Origin of the sequence: Sedimentibacter saalensis, from assembly GCF_007830175.1 — a bacterium.
GTDB classification, from domain to species: Bacteria; Bacillota; Clostridia; order Tissierellales; family Sedimentibacteraceae; genus Sedimentibacter; species Sedimentibacter saalensis.
The window spans coordinates 113,059-131,101 of sequence record NZ_VLKH01000009.1; the positions used below are offsets into that span (position 1 = coordinate 113,059).

Below are 18,043 nucleotides of genomic sequence, written 5' to 3' on the forward strand. Positions count from 1 at the left end.
CCGCCTGTCTGACTATACGCTACCATAATTCTAATTCTCACCTTTACTTTTCCTTTTACACTTCTATTAATGTTCTTTGTTCTGCGCTATGGAGTTACCACCCAAAGCTGTTGCCGCAGCTTGCAGCAAATGTTAGAACATACTTTACGGCAAAACACTTCATTACATGATGAAGCCTTGCTTTTTGGCAGACTGCATAATTTATGATTTTGCAATATTTAAATGACTCTCGTTGTATTTCGCATTTATACCAAAGCTTGTTTTTGACGGGAAAACATTTGTTTTTTCAGTCTTTATTAAAATTTTGTTTTTTTAAATTATTATTGGTAAAAATATTAACACAAATTAAATTTTGGAGGTATTTATGGAAACAATAATGAACATTAACAACACCATTAACGGTATTGTGTGGGGACCACCTATTCTAGTTTTAATTGTTGGAGCAGGACTCTTCCTGTCAGCAAAAACCGGATTTTTTTCAATTTTTAAACTTGGTTATATCCTAAAAAATACACTGTTAAAAATGTTCTCTAAAGAAAACAAAGGTGAAGGAGAAGTAACAGCATTCCAGGCAGTAGCTACAGCTTTGGCTGCTACAGTAGGAACAGGAAACATAGCCGGAGTAGCAACAGCTATTGCAGCAGGCGGACCAGGTGCAGTTTTCTGGATGTGGTTGGCAGCAATCTTAGGTATGACTACAAAGTTTGCTGAGGTTGTACTGGCAGTTAACTTCAGAGAAAAAACTGAAGACGGCCGTTTCGTGGGCGGACCAATGTACTACATCACAAACGGACTGGGATGGAAATGGCTTGCAGTGTTGTTTGCATTATTTGGAGCATTCGCAGCATTCGGTATAGGCAACATGGTTCAATCCAACTCAGTAGCAGCTGCTCTACAGTCTTCATTCAATCTTAATCCTTGGGTAACAGGTATAGTATTAGCAGTTGTAACAGCACTGGTTATTATAGGCGGAATTAAAAGAATTGGTGCTTTTACTGAAAAATTAGTTCCTTTTATGGCAGCTATTTATATACTCGGTGGACTTGCTATTATAGTTATTAATGCAGCTAAGATTCCAGCAGCATTTGCTTTGATATTCTCAAGCGCATTCACAGGAAAAGCTGCTGTAGGCGGATTTGCCGGAGCTACAATTTCTCAGGCAATAAGATTTGGTATTGCTCGTGGAGTATTTACAAATGAAGCAGGCTTAGGTAGTGCACCTATAGCTCATGCTGCTGCTACAACAGACCATCCTGTACGTCAAGGTTTATGGGGAGTATTTGAAGTATTTGCAGACACATTAGTAATATGCTCAATTACAGCACTTGCAATAGTAACTTCAGGTGTTTGGGAATCAGGTGCTACAGGTGCTGCTCTTACTACATCAGCTTTTGAGCAGGCAATTCCCGGCGGCGGATACATTGTTTCAATAGGTATAGTATTGTTTGCATTTTCAACTATTGTTGGTTGGGAGTATTACGGAGAAAGATGTGCTGAATACTTGTTTGGACCAAAAGCAAACATGATATACAGAATAATTTGGATTCCGTTTGTATTGGTAGGAGCTATAGGCGGACTTGAATTTGTATGGTCATTGGCTGATACATTAAATGGTTTGATGGCAATTCCAAACTTAATAGGTGTTCTTGCATTAAGCGGAACTGTATTCAAGCTTACAAAGGAATTCTTTGCTAAAGAAAAAGTAAGCAAATAATAACACATAAAAAATGCTAATCCTTTCGGATTAGCATTTTTATTTGATTTAATCAATTACTTTAATTTCGATTACGCCGTTGTATTCTTTATCAGCTTTGTCTTCGTCAACTGCTGTAAAGTTAATAGTTACCAACTCATCATCTCCATTGGAATCATCAACCGGCACATATTTCAAATTAAGGATTTTATTTAACTTATATTCTGTACCAGCTACAACATTTTTATAACTGTCGCTGTCCCCATCCAAGTCAATCATTAATTTGCCCTGGTCAGGAAGTTCAAATGTTACATAATCAATTGAGTCAAACACTGTTTGTGTGAAAATCTTTCCTCTTTCAGTCAAGCCATCAAGTTCATCTTTAAAATCTATAACCAAATCTTCATCTTCATCAACAGAAAGTTTTAATGTCTTGATTTCCTGAACTTCTTTTACTGTGATTCTGATCATTCCTGAATAAGAATCTTCTCCGTCTTTTGCAGTGTATTGTATGTCTACTACGCCACTGAAGTCCTGAGCAGGAACAAATACTATATTGTCAAATTCACTGTCATCATAGAAATTACTTTCACTTGCTTTTACATCTTTTGTATCTAAAAGGTCTCCGTCACCGTTATAATCAAAGTATAAAGTTCCCTTTTTATCGCTAGGCTGAACAAATTTCACTTCATCCATGTTGCTGTCAAGGTCGTCTTCAAATTCTTTTGCAGTGTTTTCATTAGTTGTATACTTGATTAAAGCAAGATCTTCATGTCCATCATCAACAACTGTTATTATAATCTTGCCTGAATAATGTTTGCCATCATCATCATATGCATGGTAGCTGACATTTACTGTGCCGCTGAAATCGCTCTTTGGAACAAATGTTATTTTTTCAAGCAAATTGCCGGAACCATCTAAATAATATTTTGTGTTTTCTGTTACCAAATCGTTCTCGTTGCTGTTGGCATTATATTCATAATAAAGTGTGCCGTTTTTTGGATAATCAAATTTTACATATTCTATATCTGAATTAAAATCTTCAAGAATATCTTCAATTGAATCCTTAAAGTTATTATCTGTTGATGTAAATGGAAGAACTTCATCTTCGTCTATTTTAAATTTAATATCGTCGATTTCATCATCTTCAACTTCGCCTTCATCTTCGTCATCTTCATAATCATTTTCGCCTGTCATCATGTAATGAAGCATCAATGCGATATCTTTTCTTTTTGCAAATTTATTCAGTTCGTTTTCATCAAACAATACGTCTAAGTCATCTTCTTCAATATCAAGATCATCATCCACCAACTGCTCTGCTCTCTCAATGAGCCATATTGCTTCTTGAATTGTAACAGGTTTGTTTGGTTTGAAATACTTTCCATCTCCCTTTGCAATACCAAGCTCCTTAGCAGCTTTTACAGGTCCGTAAAAGTATTCATCTTTAGCTATATCAAGAAAGTTTTCACCTAACTCTTCATTGCTAATTTGAATATTAAAGGCTCTTACAATCATAACGATAACATCCCCACGTTTTACATTACCTTCTAAACCGTAATCACCATGTCCGTTCCCTTTCATTATTTCCTTTTCAATCAGTGATTCAACAGCAATTTTATAGTTTTTTTCATCTCTGACTTTTTTATTCCCCGGTGTAGCAAATGCTGCTGTGGTAAATATCATGCTCAATACAACCACCAATGCTAATACTCTTAGCATACTTTTGTTTTTCATTTTTTTCCCTCCATTTTATACAATATATTTAAATTATATTTCTGTATCAAGGTTGTAACACAGATACATTATAATTTTCGTACTATTAGAAAGTTTTTTGGGGGTAACATATAAATATTAGAATTCAATGGAATCATTGTTCATGTCAACCAGAAATCTCTTTACTTTTCCGTTGAATCTTTTTATTACCAAATTTTCTATTTCATCCATGGATTTTTTTAATGTTGAATCTTCGTTGTATTCAAAGCCAACCAATTGAAAAAATACATTGCTGCTTTCATTTGTAAGCTTCCCAAGCTCGCTTTGCCTCCACACCCACTTTAACGTCTGCACTACATTGCCGCTGGTAAAAACAAGCTCTCCTTCAGGAACATCCTCATATTCTTCGGCGCCGAAAGGTAGAAAAATGTCGCCTTTTCTGCTGTATCTTACTTCAAGGTCCTGGTGTATATCCCTGAGGTCATGTCCTCCCAATGATATGCCGTTTTCTATGGAAACTGCGTTACATAAATCAACCAGTGCATTAATGACAGGAAGCTGACCTCCCTTGATTATCCTTTTAAACATCGCTTCAACAGAAGGAGGATATTTGTTGGGATTTATTCCTGATTTTATCATCACATCTCTGTACAACTCAACATTGTGAAGGCTTCTGAGGTTTTCAGGCTTAATTTCTTCTCTCATTTTGTTTTCTGCTTGTCTTAATCTTTCTTCATCTGCAAAAGTTGTTTCAGAATTTTCAATGTTTTCTCCTATTAAAATTCCAAACTTAATGTCTTTGTTCAATTCAAATACTGATTTATCAACGGTGTATTTCATAACTATCTCCTAATTAAGTATTAAGCAAATGTTTCCAGCATGCTGATAACATTATAATACTTTTTAAGCATTACACAACCTTTTTTAAAATATAAAATTTGATTTTTTAAAAATTCGGTCATTTAAGGGATATATTTTGTTGTTTTGAAAATAATATTGTAGGAGGTGTTTATATGAATTTTTCAACAAAAGAAAGATATTTGCTTGAAGACCAGAAAAACCATGAAAAACTTTGTATTCAGAAGTATGCTAATTACGCCAATTTAGCCTCAGACCCAGCTCTTAAAAACATTTTTAAGCAGAATGGTCAAATTGAACAAGAACATTACAATACAATTGACCAGCTTCTTAAAGGACAGATGCCTGCTGTGGGACAGCAAAGCGGAGGTCAGCAGCAGTCCGGTGGTATGCAATCTAAAGGTATGCAGTCACAAGGACAACAAAACAGCTCTTCACAGAATATGATTTTCCAAAACACTAATCAGTCTGGTTCACAGGGCAGCGGAAGTATGAATACAAACGACAGAGATCTTTGTACAGATATGCTCATGACTGAAAAATATGTTTCAGGAGCATATAACACTGCAATTTTTGAATTCAGAGACACACAGGTAAGAAACATCCTTAACCACATTCAAAAAGAAGAACAACAGCACGGAGAATCAATTTTCAAATATATGGAAAGCAACGGTATGTACAACGTGCAATAAAAAAAGTGGCATTGCCACTTTTTTTATTGCAGCATCCCTTCACATAATTTCACTAAAATAAAATATATCAATAAACCTTTATAAATCCTATTATACTGTGTTTATGATTTTATATTAACGAATAATTAACCATATTATTCCTTTCTAATCATTTATTAACATTTTAAATTGTAATCCAATTATAAAATAAAGTAATGTAAAATTGACTTTGTTATTATTTTAATTATTCTTGACAAATGTTGAAAACTCAATATTTTGTTCATATTTCAACGTTACAGAACGCGTTCACCCAAAAATATATCTTGAACTTTCATACACTCGATGCTAAACTATTAATGAAGACAAACATTGTCTTACATATTATAATTATATCGGGAGAAATAATATGACAGAAAACAAACAAATTTCAAGGAAGGATTTTCTTAAGGGAATGGGCCTTACTGTAGCAGGCGTTGCAGTAACAGGATCTCTTGCAGGAGTTTTAACAGGATGTTCAACTAAGGAAGCCGAAGCACCAGCACCAGCAGCTGTTGCAGCGGCAGTAGATACATCACAGGCTCCAGCATGGCCATTTAAATATGAGAAAATCGACGTAGCAACAGCACAGGAAAAAGCTTATGCAGGCTATAAAGAAAAAGGTGGCTGAGGCAGCGGCGTAGCCGAAGGGTTCTTCGGTACATTAGCTGAACAGGTTGGATATCCATTCAATCAATACCCAGCACAAATGTTTACAAACTATGGAGCAGGTTTCACTCAAGCATCTTTATGTGGTTCACTGGGATGTGCTGCAGCATGTATTGGTTCAGTATGTGATGCAGATACAGCAAAAGCAATATTAGGAGAATTGGAAAACTGGTACAAGGAAGCAGAACTTCCAATGTATCAGCCAGAAAATCTTAATTTGCCAACAACTGTAGCAGGTTCAATATTGTGTTCAGACTCTGTAGGAAACTTCATGGCAAAATCAGGATATGCAATGGGTGACCCTGAAAGAAAATCTCGTTGTGCAGGTGTTGCTGCTGACGTTACAGGAAAAATGGTAGAGCTTTTAAATGCTAAATTAGCTTAATAAAAACGAGGAGCAATCCTCGTTTTATTAATAATACTTGATTAAAATTGATAAATGATTTACAATGTACATATATAAAGTAGGAGGTACTCTATGGGTAGAATTGGAGCAACAGAGCTTATATTAATATTAGCTATTGCGCTTATAATATTTGGTCCTTCCAAGCTTCCTGAAGTTGGAAAATCTTTAGGAGAAGCATTGGGACAATTTAAGGCTCACGCTAATAAGGTTTCAGATAATGCAGCTGCTGAAACTAAGAAAGATGATGAAAATAAAGATATATAAGCCAATATATGTACTTATTTGAATTAATATATTTGATAAATTCCTCAGTTGAAAAATTGGGGTTTTTTATTTTTATAAGCATGTGAAAATTATTTTATAAATTAACTCTTGACAAATCATATGGATTCTAATAATATGGGATAAATTTAAAACATGCCATGAAAAAGAGGAGTAAGTACAAATGCTCACAGAGAGTGAAGTCCACAGGCTGAAAGATTTCACAGTTGAATTTGTATTGAAGGTAGCTTTGGAGCATTTAATCTGAAGTAGCAGTAGGATTAAACGGTTATTCCGTTATAATAACAAGAGCCTTTATGGAAATTTGGTGGTACCGCGGGAATTCTCGTCCTTATGTGAGAATTCCCGCTTTTTGTTTACAAAAAAAAAGAAAGAGGTAAGCGTATGAAAATGAAAGCATCAGAAGCAATCGTAAAATGTTTTGAAGCAGAAAACGTAGACTTGGTATTCGGATATCCCGGCGGAGCAGTCCTCCCCCTTTATGAAGCCCTTCGTAATTCTGCCGTCAAACACATACTTGTAAGACAGGAACAATCAGCAGCACATATGGCAAGCGGTTATGGACGAGCTCTATGCAAAGTTGGAGTATGTATTGCCACTTCAGGTCCAGGTGCCACAAATTTAATAACAGGAATTGCAACGGCTTATATGGATTCAATACCTCTTGTTGTTATAACAGGTCAGGTAAACTCATCAACTATCGGAAGAGACATGTTTCAGGAAGCTGACATCATCGGAGCAACTCAATGTTTCACAAAAAACAGCTACCTTGTAAAGCATGCTAGTGAACTTCCGCGAATACTGAAAGAAGCTTTTTATATTGCTTCCACCGGAAGGAAGGGCCCTGTGCTTATAGACATTCCCCGTGATATTCAAGAGACTGCAATTGACTTTTCTTACCCTGAAACAGTTAACATAAGAGGATACAAGCCTACACTTAGCGGCAACGCAAAACAAATCAAAAAAGCTGTTGAACTGATAAACAAATCCCAACGGCCGATAATTTGTATAGGCGGAGGCATCAGGTCTGCCCAGGCTTTTAATGAACTTAACATGTTTGTTGAAAAAACAGGAATTCCGGTTGTGTGCACCCTTATGGGAGTAGACTCTTTTTCTAACACAAGCCCTTATTTTGCAGGACTCATAGGATCTCACGGCTATCCCTTTGCAAACAGGATGATAAATGATTCTGATTTGCTCATAGTTATTGGAGCACGTTTTGCAGACCGGTCCACATCAATGATGAAGAAGTCCTTTAACAGTAATATTATTCACATTGATATTGACCCGGCGGAAATAGGAAAAAATTTTGAAACAGCTGTCCCCATTGTAGGAAATGCAAAGGACATACTGACTGATTTATTAGAATGGGATTACAGCTTAAACACTGCTGAATGGGTTAGCGCTTCACAACACATGCGCAAAGACTACATGGATAAAATTTACTCCCATGATACAACCATGAATCCAAGGCTGTTAATCAAGAAAATTTCTGACTTTCTTGGAGAAAAAGGAACATGGGTTGCTGATGTAGGTCTTAATCAAATATGGGCAGCCCACAGCTTTTCAGCAGGTTTAAACAAGAGATTCTTTACTTCCGGAGGTCTGGGCACAATGGGTTATAGTCTTCCTGCTGCCATAGGTGCAAAAATGGCATTAAATGAAGAACTCGTAATTGCTTCCATGGGAGACGGGGGCTTTCAAATGCTCATGAGCGACATTGCTGTTGCCAGAGAACACAACGTTGGTGTAAAATTCATTATTTTTAACAATGGAAAACTTGGCATGGTAAGGGAACTTCAAAAAAATTCCTACGGGAATCAGTCATACTTCGGTATAGAGTTCGGGTTCAATCCTGATTTTATGAAAATTGCAGATGCCTACTGCATCAAATCCATGAAAATTTCAGACAATGGAGAAATTGACGAAGCAATTAAGGAAATGTTCAAGACCAATGAACCATTTGTGCTTGAATGCATTGTAGATCCTGAAATTTCTTCAGTACCGCGTTTAGGAGGCAGATCATGAGCGAAAACAAAAAAATATTGTTGTCAATACTTGTTGAAAACTATTCAGGAACTTTAAGCAAGGTAGCCGGACTTTTTACCAGAAGAGGATACAATATTGACAGCCTTAATGTAGCAGAAACACAGGATCCTAAAATTTCAAGGATTACAGTAACCGTAACCGGCGACTCATATGTAATAGAACAAATAACTAAACAACTTCATAAGCTTATCAATGTTATTAAAATTTCAATACTTTCATCTGAGTCCTCCGTACAGCGTGAGCTTATGATGATAAAAGTGAATTCTGAAGGACAAAAAAGGTCTGAATTAGTGCAGATAGTGAATATTTTCAAAGCAAACATAATTGATGTGCAACATAAAAACTTAATTGTTTCAATAAGCGGAGATGAAGACAAAAACAATGCTTTTCTAGAACTTCTTAAACCATTTGGCATTGTGGAAATGACAAGAACAGGCCCTACTGCTCTTGAAAGAGGATAAAAAGGAAATCTCAGAACGCTGAGATTTCCTTAAATGCTTCCGGCAGGTACTTGATTATGTCCCCTGCAATAAGCGAATATTCACCAACATTTTTTGCAGCAATGTCTCCTGCTAGGCCGTGAATGAATACAGCAGCCATAAGAGCATGTTTAATATCTATTTGTTGCCCAATAAACGATGTTATGATACCGGTCAACACATCTCCGCTTCCTGCAGTTGCCATTCCCGGATTACCTGTGGTATTTATAAAAATGCTGCCATCCGGACATGATATTAAACTCCGTGCTCCCTTAAGCACAAGGTATGCATTGTAAAACAAAGAAAAACTTCTTGCAGTTTCAATTATATTTTCTCTAATTTCTGCAACACCCTTATTTAACAGCCTCGCCATTTCTCCGTAATGAGGGGTTAATACAATTTCTTGGCGATGATTTTTTAATTTTTCAAGATTTAATAAATTTATGCCTTCAGCATCAAGTACCAGTGGATTTAAACATTCATCCAGAAGGCTGTTCAAGATTTTTTCATAATTGAACAAATTAGTACATCCTGAACCTGTTGAAACCACATCTGCAAATGAAAGAACTTCCCTGCTGAATTCGTCAAAATACAATCTTTCTTCATTGAAGGGATGTGTGATTGCTTCAAGAGACATTGTTTCAACAACATTGTATATTGAAGCAGGAATAAACCCTTTAACCAGCCCTGATCCGCTCCTTAATGCAGCGTTTAGGTTAAGAACTGCAGCTCCAGCCATTCCTTTTGAACCTGATACAAAAGCAGCTTTTCCGTATGTTCCTTTGTGGGAATCTCTCTTCCTCTTAGTTATAATTTCTCTCACATCATGAATTGTAATTAATTTTGCGTCATTGTTCTTCAATTGTGACGGTTCAACAAAATCCTCAATTCCTAAAATGAATTTATCCATTGCTCTCCTACCCTTTGTTTGTTGACATTTTCTTTCAATTATTATATCTTAAATTATAAGTAAAATCAAATTAAACAGGAGGTTTACATGGCACAATTCAAGTGTTCTTCATGCAAAACTACTGCACCTTTAAGCACATTGTCCTTTAAGTGCAGCTGCGGCGGTCTTTACGAACTGGATTTTTCTACGCCGAAGTTTTCCATGAATTTAATAGATACAAAAGAGTTCAATATTTTTAGGTACAGAGCTTTCATGCCTTTAGATAATGATTTGTGGAAACAGATTACTCTTGGAGAAGGACTGACTTCAATCATACACTACAGCGAAAATTTGTACGTGAAGCTTGATTATGCAATGCCAACTCTTTCCTTTAAAGACAGAGGAGCAGCCGTTCTTGTATGGCTCTTGAAAACCATAGGAGTTAAAAAGGTTGTGCAGGACAGCAGCGGAAATGCCGGAAACTCTGTTGCAGCCTATTGTGCCCGAGCAGGTATTGAATGCGAAATATTTGTTCCTAAAGGCACATCTCCCAAAAAAATCAAAATGATAGAATCCCATGGAGCAACCGTGACTGTATTTGACGGTACAAGGGATGAAACTGCAGATGCGTGCAGAAAAAAAGCAGCTGAGGAAAATATCTACTATGCTAACCATGTTTACAACCCCATGTTTTATCAGGGAACAAAGACATACATCTATGAAGTTTATGAACAGCTTGGAAAAATTCCAGACAATTTGTTTATACCTGTAGGAAACGGAACACTGCTTATTGGATGCCGCCTTGCCTTGATGGAGCTATATGAAGCAGGGTTAATTAAGAAACTTCCGAAAATTTTTATAGTCCAAAGCGAGAAGTGCGCTCCTCTTTTCAATGCAACGGATACTCCTCTTGAAATAGTACCCCATAACACATATGCTGAAGGGATTGCAGTTGGAAAGCCCATGCGTGGAAAAGAAATACTAAACAGCACTTATGCAGGAGTTCAGGAAATAATTCTTGCTCCTGAGGAAAAAATACTGCCTGCAAGAAGTGAACTTGCTTTGGGAGGATTTTTTGTGGAACACACTACTGCAGCAACTTATGCAGCATACACAGATTATATTTCAAAACACCGCCTTGAAGGAAATTCACTTATACCTCTTTGCGGTGCCGGACTTAAAAGCGAAAAGTAATTTCATAATAAAAGAAGCACTTATGTGCTTCTTAATTTTATTCAAGTACAATAAATACCGGGCAAGGAGAATCAGAAATTACCCTTTGTGTAACCGAACCAACAAAGAATCTTTTAACCTTTGAGAATCCTCTTCTGCCCATTACAATCAAATCAAATTTTCCGTCTTCTGCAGCTGCAAGAATTTCTTCGTAGGGTTGTCCTGTAACAATCAATTTTTCGACTGCCACTCCGTTCAAATCAAGTCCTTCAAGGAAGGAATCCACGAATTTTGTACCTGTAGCAATCATTTTTTCTTTCATTTCTTTGAAGTCATATTCCATGTAAATACCGTACTTTGTATGGCCTACAGTGTCAGGAATATATATAACATGAATAAATGTAAGTTCACTGTTGAACAATTTTGCCAATTCCACACCCTTTTCTGCCGCTTTCTGTGATGCAGCAGAACCGTCAATTGGAACAAGAATTTTTTTCATATAGGTACCTCCCTTTTTTAAAATCATTTTTCCATTGTATTATATATATACCTACATTTTTCAATTGTAAACATATTCATGAAAAATTATGTTGGTAAGTAACAAATCAGGACTCCTTGAAAATATCTGAAGCATATGTTATAATCAGTTAAACTATTTTGGGAGGATGTCATGATACACGAATCCGGAGAAGATTACTTAGAAACCATACTCATGCTTCACAATAAGAACGGTTATGTGAGATCAATAGATATAGCCAATGAGTTGAATTACACAAAACCAAGCATAAGCCGTGCTGTGAGCATTTTAAAAAATTCGAACTACATAACAGTGGATAAAAACGGCCATATCCTTCTTACTGACCTTGGCAGAGAAACTGCCGAAAGAATTTATGAACGTCACAATGTCATTGCAGAATTTATGATTGCATCTCTTGGAATATCAAGAGAAACTGCCGAAAAAGAATCCTGCAGAATTGAGCACATAGTAAGCGAGGAAACTTTTCAAAAAATGAAAGAATATATAAAAACTCCTGCGAAATATGAACAGACACTTGTCAAGTAGACAGGTAATTTAATTAAAACGTTATGCACATATGGATGTATGGTTTCGATATTCTAAAGGAGCCATGCATCCTAGTCTTTTTTGAAATCTTTTTTCATTGTAAAACTCAATATACTTAACTATTTTCTCCTTTAATTCTTCAAGTGTTTTGAACTTTACCTATTACATATTCTTCAACTACTGACAATTTAAATTCTTTGCTATATGAACTATTTCTATTTGATGTTTCAAATGCACTAGGTCCATGTTCTTTATATCTTAGATACCAACGACGTACAGATGCTTCATCAGCTTCGACTGATTTCGCAATACTTTCAAAGCTACCATTACCTTTTTCATAATTCTTACATGCTTGAATCTTAATTTCTTTACTATGTTTAGTTTTTCTGCCCATAAAAAATACCTCCAAGTAGATAATCTAATTTTAATTAATTAGACTGTCTACTTTGGAAGTATCATATCAATAACAGGAGTTTATTTTTATTTATGCTTTTGCTTCAGCCTTTTTTCCGTATAGACTGAATTTGTTGTATATCATAAATCCAATAGCAACAAGAAATAATGCTGTGAAAATTATTAGTACAATATCACCATTTACAACAGCACCTTCAGCTGCTTCTTCCATAATAGATATATCAAGAACTTTTCTTTCTGTTGCAGAAGTACCTCTTAGTAAAAAACTTCCAACTGTGTTTACAAGGAAGGAAAGTACATATGCCAATCCGGTCTGATATCCTATGGCAATCAAAGTCCATTTCCAGTTGCCCATCTCATTTCTAATTGCTCCTATGGCAGCAAAGCAAGGTGCTGCAAGAAGAGTGAACACCATGAATGCAAAAGCTGTAACTTGTGTAAATTCAATTGGAATAACACTTCCAACCGATGCAAATGTTGCTACAACAACTTCTTTAGCAATGAGGCCTGTAATTGAAGCAACGCTTGCTGCCCATGAATCTCCAAACCCAATAGGTACAAATATCCATTTTATAGACCCGCCTATGGCTGCCAGCATGCTCTCATCAACTCTCTCGGCACCTAGATATTCAAATGTTGCACTGAAATTCTGAAGAACCCACAGCACTGTACACGAAAGAAATATGACAGTTCCTGCCTTTACAACAAAAGATTTTGCCTTTTCCCACATGTGAATTGCAACGCCTTTCATTCTAGGCAACTTGTAGTTTGGAAGCTCCATAATAAACGGTGCAGGGTCTCCTGCAAACAATCTCGTTTTTTTCAAAAATATTCCTGAAATTATAACAGCTGAAATTCCAATTAAGTACATTGACGGTCCTACCCATGCAGCACCGGGAAACATGAGCGCTATAAACATTGCAAACACAGGAAGTTTTGCTCCGCATGGAACAAAGGGAGTGAGCATTATGGTCATTCTTCTGTCTTTTTCATTTTCCACAGTCCTGCTTGCCATAATACCAGGAATGGAGCATCCGGTTCCTATGAGCATTGGTATAAATGATTTTCCTGAAAGTCCAAATTTTCTGAATATTCTATCCATAATAAATGCAACTCTTGCCATGTATCCGCTGTCTTCCAGAAGAGACAGGAAGAAAAATAATATCATGAGCTGAGGAACAAATGTGAATATTGCCCCTATACTTCCTATTATACCGTTAACTGCCAGGTCAATCGCCCAAAATGAAGCTCCTGTGCTGACAAGAAGATTTTCTACTCCTGTCTGTATGGATTCCACAATTGACTCCACATATCCTATGGTCATGTCACCTATGGTTGAAATTGATACATAATATATTAACCACATCACTGCAAAGAATATAGGGAGTGCAAGGAACTTGTTTGTAACTACGCTGTCAATTTTGTCAGATGATGACAAGCCGTTTCTTCTTTGTTTGACAACAGTATCCTTAACAATTTTTTCTATGTACTCATATCTTTGATTTGTAATTATGCTTTCAGAATCATCATCGTATTTATTTTCGGCTTCTTCCACTATTTCCATGATTTCTGTTTTAAAATTCTCAGGAAGTTTGACACTTTCCATAACAAGCTTATCTTTTTCGAAAAGTTTTGCTGCAATCCATCGTGAATTTGGAGAATATTCACAGCTGTTGTATATGTCTTCTATTCTTGTTATGGAATCAGCTACATATTTGCTGAACTCAATGGTCGGAATAATTTTCACATTTGTTTTTGCAGCTTCAACAGCCTTTGAAGCCAATTCCTTAAGCCCTGTCCCTTTGACTGCAGAAGTTTCCACAACTGTACAGTTAAGAAGTTTCGAAAGTTTATCTGTATTTATCTTAATGCCTGCTTTTTCAACAATATCCATCATGTTTAACACTGCTACAACCGGTATGTTTAGTTCTGTTAACTGTGTTGTAAGATATAGATTTCGCTCTATATTTGAAGCATCAATAATATTTATAATTGCATCCGGTTTCTCTTTAAGTAAAAAATCTCTTGCAACAACCTCTTCAAGCGTATATGGAGAAAGCGAATAAATTCCCGGCAAATCCACTACTGTAACACCCTTGTGTCCCTTTAGAATTCCTTCTTTTTTTTCAACCGTTACTCCCGGCCAGTTTCCCACATGCTGGGAGCTTCCTGTAAGCTCGTTGAACATGGTTGTTTTACCGGAATTAGGATTTCCGGCTAGTGCTATTTTAATATTCATAAACCCTCCCTTGTTAGCTATCGCTAACTCAATTTTAAAAAAATATTACTCTACGATTATTTTATCTGCATCTTCTTTTCTTAGGGACAGTTCATATCCCCTTACTGTTATTTCTATTGGGTCCCCAAGAGGAGCAATCTTTTTAACACATAGTTCAGTTCCTTTTGTAATTCCCATGTCCATAATTCTTCTTTTTACAGCAGCTTCACCTGAAATTTTTACAACTTTTACAATTTCTCTGCATTCTGTTTCTTTTAAAGTTTTCATTTCCCCTCCATTATCAGACCATTATTCTGTTTGCCATTGACTTATCAATTGCAACTCTGGAATTTTTCACCATAACAATAACATTTCCATTATTTTCAGATACTACAGTGACAAATCCTCCAATTACAAAACCCAAAGTTTCCAAAAATTTTTTAGTTTCATCCCTGCCCAGTATTTTTTTAATTAACAAATTTTCTCCAGCCTTGGCCATTGTTAAAGGCATTAAAATCACTCCTTTATAGTTGTTAGTCATTGCTAACTGTTACGAGTTTACCATCGCTAACTATCTTTGTCAACATTTTTTTGAAATAAAAAAAAGAACTCAAAGAATTCTTTAGACAATTGATACCCTTGTTTTCCACGGATCGTAGGGGCGGACCTTTTGGACGTCACTGAAAAAGTCTTTCATGTCATCCTGAACGATAGTGAAGGATCCCATCCTTGTTGAAAACATGAGATTCTTCGGCTACGCCTCAGAATGACAGTGAATAAATGTATAGTTTTTCAGTGGCCTCACCTTGTGTCCGCCCGTATTATTAATTCTTTAATCACTATCTTATGGTCGGGAAACGATCAGGTATTACAATTCCTGCTCTTTTTCTTATTTTTTCGGCCATTTCTTCTGCTCTGTCCAATATATCTTCTTCTGAAACAACCGCAACTTTTCTGTTTTTCATGAGCCACCTGCCATCACACATGGTTGACTCAATATTTGTTGAGTGCATTGAATATACAATACTTGACACAGGATCATGCTGAGGCATGTTTCCAATGCTCCTAGGGTCAATAACAATCAAATCCGCTTTTTTCCCAACTTCGAGGCTTCCTGTTTCCTCTTCCCTCAATATTGTCTTTGCACCGTTTATGGTTGCCATTTCAATTATTGTTTCTGCAGGAGTTGTTTTGGGACTAAGAGTTCTTCCTTTGTGAATGAGAGCAGTCAGATACATTTCATCAACCATGTCCATTCTGTTGTTGCAAGGCGCTCCGTCAGTTCCTATGGATACAACCACTCCCTTTTTAAGCATTTCAGGTACCTTTGCAAAACCAAGAACTCTCATGGCAGCAGCCGGGTTGTGAGATGATTTCACGTTGTGCAGCCTGAACAAATCAACTTCCTTGTCAGTGAGCCACACTGTGTGGGCACCAAGTATGTTTTTGTCCAGGAAACCTATTCTTGATAAGTGCTCAACAGTTGAATACCCTCCTGTTCTTTCCTTAACATAATCTATTTCTCCCGGGATTTCAGCTATGTGCATGTGAATTCCTGTGCCATGTCTGTCAGCCAGCTCTTTCGTCCTTATAAGAAGTTCATCTGTAGCATTGAATATGGTCCTTATTGCAAACCAATACTTTATCCTGCCATTTCCTTTGTTGTTCCATTTTTCAAAAGCTTCTTCCTGTTTGTTCAATGTGTAGTCTGTGCTTTCTCTCCATGACAGTGGAAGGCCTACGCCGGAATCCATTGTTGAACGGGCAAGGGCACATCTCAATCCTGCTTCATCAACTGCTCTTCCCAGGCCGTCCACATGGAAGCCCCCTGATTCTGCAAATGATGTAACACCTGATTTAATCATTTCAACACAGCATGCAAGGGCAGAAATGTATTGCTCTTCTTCTGTCATGCTGCTTTCGTAGGGCCAAATCCTATCTCTTAGCCATGTGAGTAAATCCACATCATCGGCTAGTCCTCTTCCAAGCTGCTGTGACATATGGACATGAGTGTTTATTAATCCTGGCATTACAATTTTTCCTTTAAGATCAATTATCTCTGCAGCATCTGTTAAGTCGGAATCTATAAGCTCTCCTACTTTGATTATTTTATCATTTTCTACAACTATACTTCCTTTTTCGTAAACCTGCCTACATTTGTTCATTGTTATTATGTAGGCATCTTTCAATATTATCCTGCTCATATATTCTCCTTATGTTAGTCTTCCCCATTCTTCACTAATCACAACTAGTCATTTTTATCCTTTGTGGTATCTTCATAGACGGCATACTGGTTTTTCCCGTTTCTTTTCGCCTCATACAACGCATGGTCTGCTTCCTTGTATATGTCATCGAATGTCTTTTTGTCATCCACAAGAGAAATTCCAATACTCAATGATATGTTCATACCATCCACAGAACTGCTGATTTCTTCATTAAGCTGCCTGCATCTGGATTTGACGAATTTTTCAGAAGGTATATTCTGCATGTAAATACAAAACTCATCGCCTCCAAACCTGCCTGCCACATCTGTTTTTCGGAATGTTTTTTTAATTGTTTCGGAAAGTCTCTGCAAAACCTGATCCCCAGTGTAGTGGCCATAGTTGTCATTTATTTCTTTGAAGAAGTCCACATCGATTAGTATGAATGCATCAACAGTGTCTGCCTGTCTCTTTGCAATCATAGTTATGATTTTCTCCCTGGTTGAGGTTGGATTGTACAAACCTGTCATACCATCAATTTGAGCTTTCCTGATTAGAGCATTTTTTTCAGCAACTTCTTCACTTATGTCTACGAGCTTTCCTACTACATATTCAATCTTTTGATTTTTTCCATACAGATTTGTATTTATAACCTTGAAATGCCCTTTCCTTCCATCAAGAAATGGAATTTCAATTTCATATGATTTATCATTTTCCTTCATCATTTTATTCAATTCCATAGTTTCAGAAGAATTTTCATGAATTACATCAACAAGATGGTTTTTAAGTCTGTTTCCATATCCTCTAATCTTTCTTTCAGTTCCAATGAGTAAAGCAATTTTATCTGATAGTATCAAAACATCTCTTTTAACGTCATACTCAAAGAAATATTCGTTTGATATTTCAGCAAGCATTGAGTAGCGACTGTTTCTGATTTTAAGCTCTGCATTTGTTTTCATTAAATAAAAAACATATATCAATACAAACACATATAAAATTAAAGAAATTGCAGGACCTTTGGAGTTAAATATAAACATCATAGGCAGTGATTCTGCAACTTCATTCTGTCCATGCTTCAGAGCTTCTGCAGACACATCAACAAATGTAAGCAAAGCCAGGCACATTATTATAATCTTTTTTGCTATGTTATTGCAACTCTTCATATGGTTCTCCTTGTAATATCCTAAAAAACAAGAATGCAAAAAACAATATTTGCTCATGCAAATACT

At 36.4% G+C, this 18,043-nt stretch carries 19 protein-coding genes, 1 pseudogene and 1 other annotated feature; of the genes and pseudogenes, 9 read left to right on the forward strand and 11 right to left on the reverse strand.

The features are described from left to right. Window positions 1-364: 364 nt before the first annotated feature. Entirely contained in the window at window positions 365-1,714 is a 1,350-nt protein-coding gene (locus tag LY60_RS14040) for an alanine/glycine:cation symporter family protein (protein ID WP_145085144.1), read from the forward strand. Between the two features lie 48 nt (window positions 1,715-1,762). Here the strand turns inward: LY60_RS14040 and LY60_RS14045 are convergent, their stop codons facing one another. After that, on the reverse strand, window positions 1,763-3,427 hold the full coding sequence (locus tag LY60_RS14045) for an S-layer homology domain-containing protein (RefSeq protein ID WP_145085147.1): 1,665 nt from the start codon (window positions 3,425-3,427) through the stop codon (window positions 1,763-1,765). 117 nt (window positions 3,428-3,544) lie between these two features. Beyond that, entirely contained in the window at window positions 3,545-4,246 is a 702-nt protein-coding gene (locus LY60_RS14050; protein WP_145085150.1) for a B3/B4 domain-containing protein, read from the reverse strand. Window positions 4,247-4,419: 173 nt separating this feature from the next. Here LY60_RS14050 and LY60_RS14055 point away from each other — a divergent pair, with 173 nt between their 5' ends. The 6 genes and pseudogenes from LY60_RS14055 to ilvN all read left to right on the forward strand — a co-directional run bounded on the left by LY60_RS14055 (window position 4,420) and on the right by ilvN (window position 8,838). Beyond that, on the forward strand, window positions 4,420-4,956 hold the full coding sequence (locus LY60_RS14055; protein ID WP_145085153.1) for a spore coat protein: 537 nt from the start codon (window positions 4,420-4,422) through the stop codon (window positions 4,954-4,956). A gap of 385 nt (window positions 4,957-5,341) precedes the next feature. Continuing rightward, window positions 5,342-5,602, forward strand: a complete 261-nt coding sequence (locus tag LY60_RS18230; protein ID WP_246145497.1) for a hypothetical protein — start codon at window positions 5,342-5,344, stop codon at window positions 5,600-5,602. Between the two features lie 24 nt (window positions 5,603-5,626). After that, window positions 5,627-6,025 (forward strand): annotated as a pseudogene (locus tag LY60_RS18235) (C-GCAxxG-C-C family (seleno)protein); the annotation flags it as partial. A 93-nt stretch (window positions 6,026-6,118) separates the two neighbouring features. Then, window positions 6,119-6,310 (forward strand): twin-arginine translocase TatA/TatE family subunit, encoded by a 192-nt coding sequence (gene tatA / locus LY60_RS14065; RefSeq protein WP_145085158.1) that lies wholly within the window; start codon window positions 6,119-6,121, stop codon window positions 6,308-6,310. Window positions 6,311-6,459: 149 nt separating this feature from the next. After that, window positions 6,460-6,664 (forward strand) — a binding site (T-box leader). A gap of 48 nt (window positions 6,665-6,712) precedes the next feature. Beyond that, window positions 6,713-8,356, forward strand: a complete 1,644-nt coding sequence (ilvB, locus tag LY60_RS14070) for a biosynthetic-type acetolactate synthase large subunit (RefSeq protein WP_342783543.1) — start codon at window positions 6,713-6,715, stop codon at window positions 8,354-8,356. After that, on the forward strand, window positions 8,353-8,838 hold the full coding sequence (gene ilvN, locus LY60_RS14075; protein ID WP_145085161.1) for an acetolactate synthase small subunit: 486 nt from the start codon (window positions 8,353-8,355) through the stop codon (window positions 8,836-8,838). Before ilvB ends, ilvN begins: the two co-directional genes overlap by 4 nt. Window positions 8,839-8,848: 10 nt before the next feature. Here the strand turns inward: ilvN and LY60_RS14080 are convergent, their stop codons facing one another. Then, window positions 8,849-9,766, reverse strand: a complete 918-nt coding sequence (locus tag LY60_RS14080) for an NAD(P)H-hydrate dehydratase (protein WP_145085193.1) — start codon at window positions 9,764-9,766, stop codon at window positions 8,849-8,851. An 87-nt stretch (window positions 9,767-9,853) separates the two neighbouring features. Between LY60_RS14080 and LY60_RS14085 the strand changes: the two genes are divergently transcribed. Continuing rightward, window positions 9,854-10,939, forward strand: coding sequence for a threonine synthase (locus tag LY60_RS14085; protein ID WP_145085196.1), 1,086 nt, complete (start codon window positions 9,854-9,856; stop codon window positions 10,937-10,939). A gap of 37 nt (window positions 10,940-10,976) precedes the next feature. On the opposite strand, the gene LY60_RS14090 is transcribed toward LY60_RS14085, so the two are convergent. Then, window positions 10,977-11,417, reverse strand: coding sequence for a universal stress protein (locus LY60_RS14090; RefSeq protein WP_170226244.1), 441 nt, complete (start codon window positions 11,415-11,417; stop codon window positions 10,977-10,979). A gap of 174 nt (window positions 11,418-11,591) precedes the next feature. On the opposite strand from LY60_RS14090, the gene LY60_RS14095 reads away from it, so the two are divergent. Continuing rightward, on the forward strand, window positions 11,592-11,981 hold the full coding sequence (locus tag LY60_RS14095; protein ID WP_212633493.1) for a metal-dependent transcriptional regulator: 390 nt from the start codon (window positions 11,592-11,594) through the stop codon (window positions 11,979-11,981). Window positions 11,982-12,002: 21 nt separating this feature from the next. Here the strand turns inward: LY60_RS14095 and LY60_RS14100 are convergent, their stop codons facing one another. From LY60_RS14100 to LY60_RS14130, 7 genes are all read right to left on the reverse strand, one after another. After that, window positions 12,003-12,104, reverse strand: coding sequence for an IS3 family transposase (locus tag LY60_RS14100; RefSeq protein ID WP_145085294.1), 102 nt, complete (start codon window positions 12,102-12,104; stop codon window positions 12,003-12,005). 16 nt (window positions 12,105-12,120) lie between these two features. Beyond that, entirely contained in the window at window positions 12,121-12,375 is a 255-nt protein-coding gene (locus LY60_RS14105) for a helix-turn-helix domain-containing protein (RefSeq protein ID WP_145085205.1), read from the reverse strand. A gap of 90 nt (window positions 12,376-12,465) precedes the next feature. After that, complete coding sequence (gene feoB, locus LY60_RS14110; RefSeq protein ID WP_145085208.1) at window positions 12,466-14,634, reverse strand: ferrous iron transport protein B; 2,169 nt, start codon at window positions 14,632-14,634, stop codon at window positions 12,466-12,468. Between the two features lie 45 nt (window positions 14,635-14,679). Continuing rightward, complete coding sequence (locus LY60_RS14115; RefSeq protein WP_145085211.1) at window positions 14,680-14,901, reverse strand: FeoA family protein; 222 nt, start codon at window positions 14,899-14,901, stop codon at window positions 14,680-14,682. 13 nt (window positions 14,902-14,914) lie between these two features. After that, entirely contained in the window at window positions 14,915-15,124 is a 210-nt protein-coding gene (locus LY60_RS14120; RefSeq protein WP_145085214.1) for a FeoA family protein, read from the reverse strand. A gap of 328 nt (window positions 15,125-15,452) precedes the next feature. Beyond that, complete coding sequence (locus LY60_RS14125) at window positions 15,453-16,817, reverse strand: amidohydrolase (RefSeq protein WP_145085218.1); 1,365 nt, start codon at window positions 16,815-16,817, stop codon at window positions 15,453-15,455. 44 nt (window positions 16,818-16,861) lie between these two features. Continuing rightward, on the reverse strand, window positions 16,862-17,977 hold the full coding sequence (locus LY60_RS14130) for a sensor domain-containing diguanylate cyclase (RefSeq protein ID WP_170226245.1): 1,116 nt from the start codon (window positions 17,975-17,977) through the stop codon (window positions 16,862-16,864). Between the last annotated feature and the right edge of the window lie 66 nt (window positions 17,978-18,043).

Excerpts from the sequence above, each read along its gene's own strand:
- LY60_RS14040 (WP_145085144.1), top strand. The coding sequence starts at position 365 with ATGGAAACAATAATGAACATTAACAACACCATTAACGGTATTGTGTGG.
- LY60_RS14045 (WP_145085147.1), bottom strand. The coding sequence starts at position 3,427 with ATGAAAAACAAAAGTATGCTAAGAGTATTAGCATTGGTGGTTGTATTG.
- LY60_RS14050 (WP_145085150.1), bottom strand. The coding sequence starts at position 4,246 with ATGAAATACACCGTTGATAAATCAGTATTTGAATTGAACAAAGACATT.
- LY60_RS14055 (WP_145085153.1), top strand. The coding sequence starts at position 4,420 with ATGAATTTTTCAACAAAAGAAAGATATTTGCTTGAAGACCAGAAAAAC.
- LY60_RS18230 (WP_246145497.1), top strand. The coding sequence starts at position 5,342 with ATGACAGAAAACAAACAAATTTCAAGGAAGGATTTTCTTAAGGGAATG.
- tatA (WP_145085158.1), top strand. The coding sequence starts at position 6,119 with ATGGGTAGAATTGGAGCAACAGAGCTTATATTAATATTAGCTATTGCG.
- ilvB (WP_342783543.1), top strand. The coding sequence starts at position 6,713 with ATGAAAATGAAAGCATCAGAAGCAATCGTAAAATGTTTTGAAGCAGAA.
- ilvN (WP_145085161.1), top strand. The coding sequence starts at position 8,353 with ATGAGCGAAAACAAAAAAATATTGTTGTCAATACTTGTTGAAAACTAT.
- LY60_RS14080 (WP_145085193.1), bottom strand. The coding sequence starts at position 9,766 with ATGGATAAATTCATTTTAGGAATTGAGGATTTTGTTGAACCGTCACAA.
- LY60_RS14085 (WP_145085196.1), top strand. The coding sequence starts at position 9,854 with ATGGCACAATTCAAGTGTTCTTCATGCAAAACTACTGCACCTTTAAGC.
- LY60_RS14090 (WP_170226244.1), bottom strand. The coding sequence starts at position 11,417 with ATGAAAAAAATTCTTGTTCCAATTGACGGTTCTGCTGCATCACAGAAA.
- LY60_RS14105 (WP_145085205.1), bottom strand. The coding sequence starts at position 12,375 with ATGGGCAGAAAAACTAAACATAGTAAAGAAATTAAGATTCAAGCATGT.
- feoB (WP_145085208.1), bottom strand. The coding sequence starts at position 14,634 with ATGAATATTAAAATAGCACTAGCCGGAAATCCTAATTCCGGTAAAACA.
- LY60_RS14115 (WP_145085211.1), bottom strand. The coding sequence starts at position 14,901 with ATGAAAACTTTAAAAGAAACAGAATGCAGAGAAATTGTAAAAGTTGTA.
- LY60_RS14120 (WP_145085214.1), bottom strand. The coding sequence starts at position 15,124 with ATGCCTTTAACAATGGCCAAGGCTGGAGAAAATTTGTTAATTAAAAAA.
- LY60_RS14125 (WP_145085218.1), bottom strand. The coding sequence starts at position 16,817 with ATGAGCAGGATAATATTGAAAGATGCCTACATAATAACAATGAACAAA.
- LY60_RS14130 (WP_170226245.1), bottom strand. The coding sequence starts at position 17,977 with ATGAAGAGTTGCAATAACATAGCAAAAAAGATTATAATAATGTGCCTG.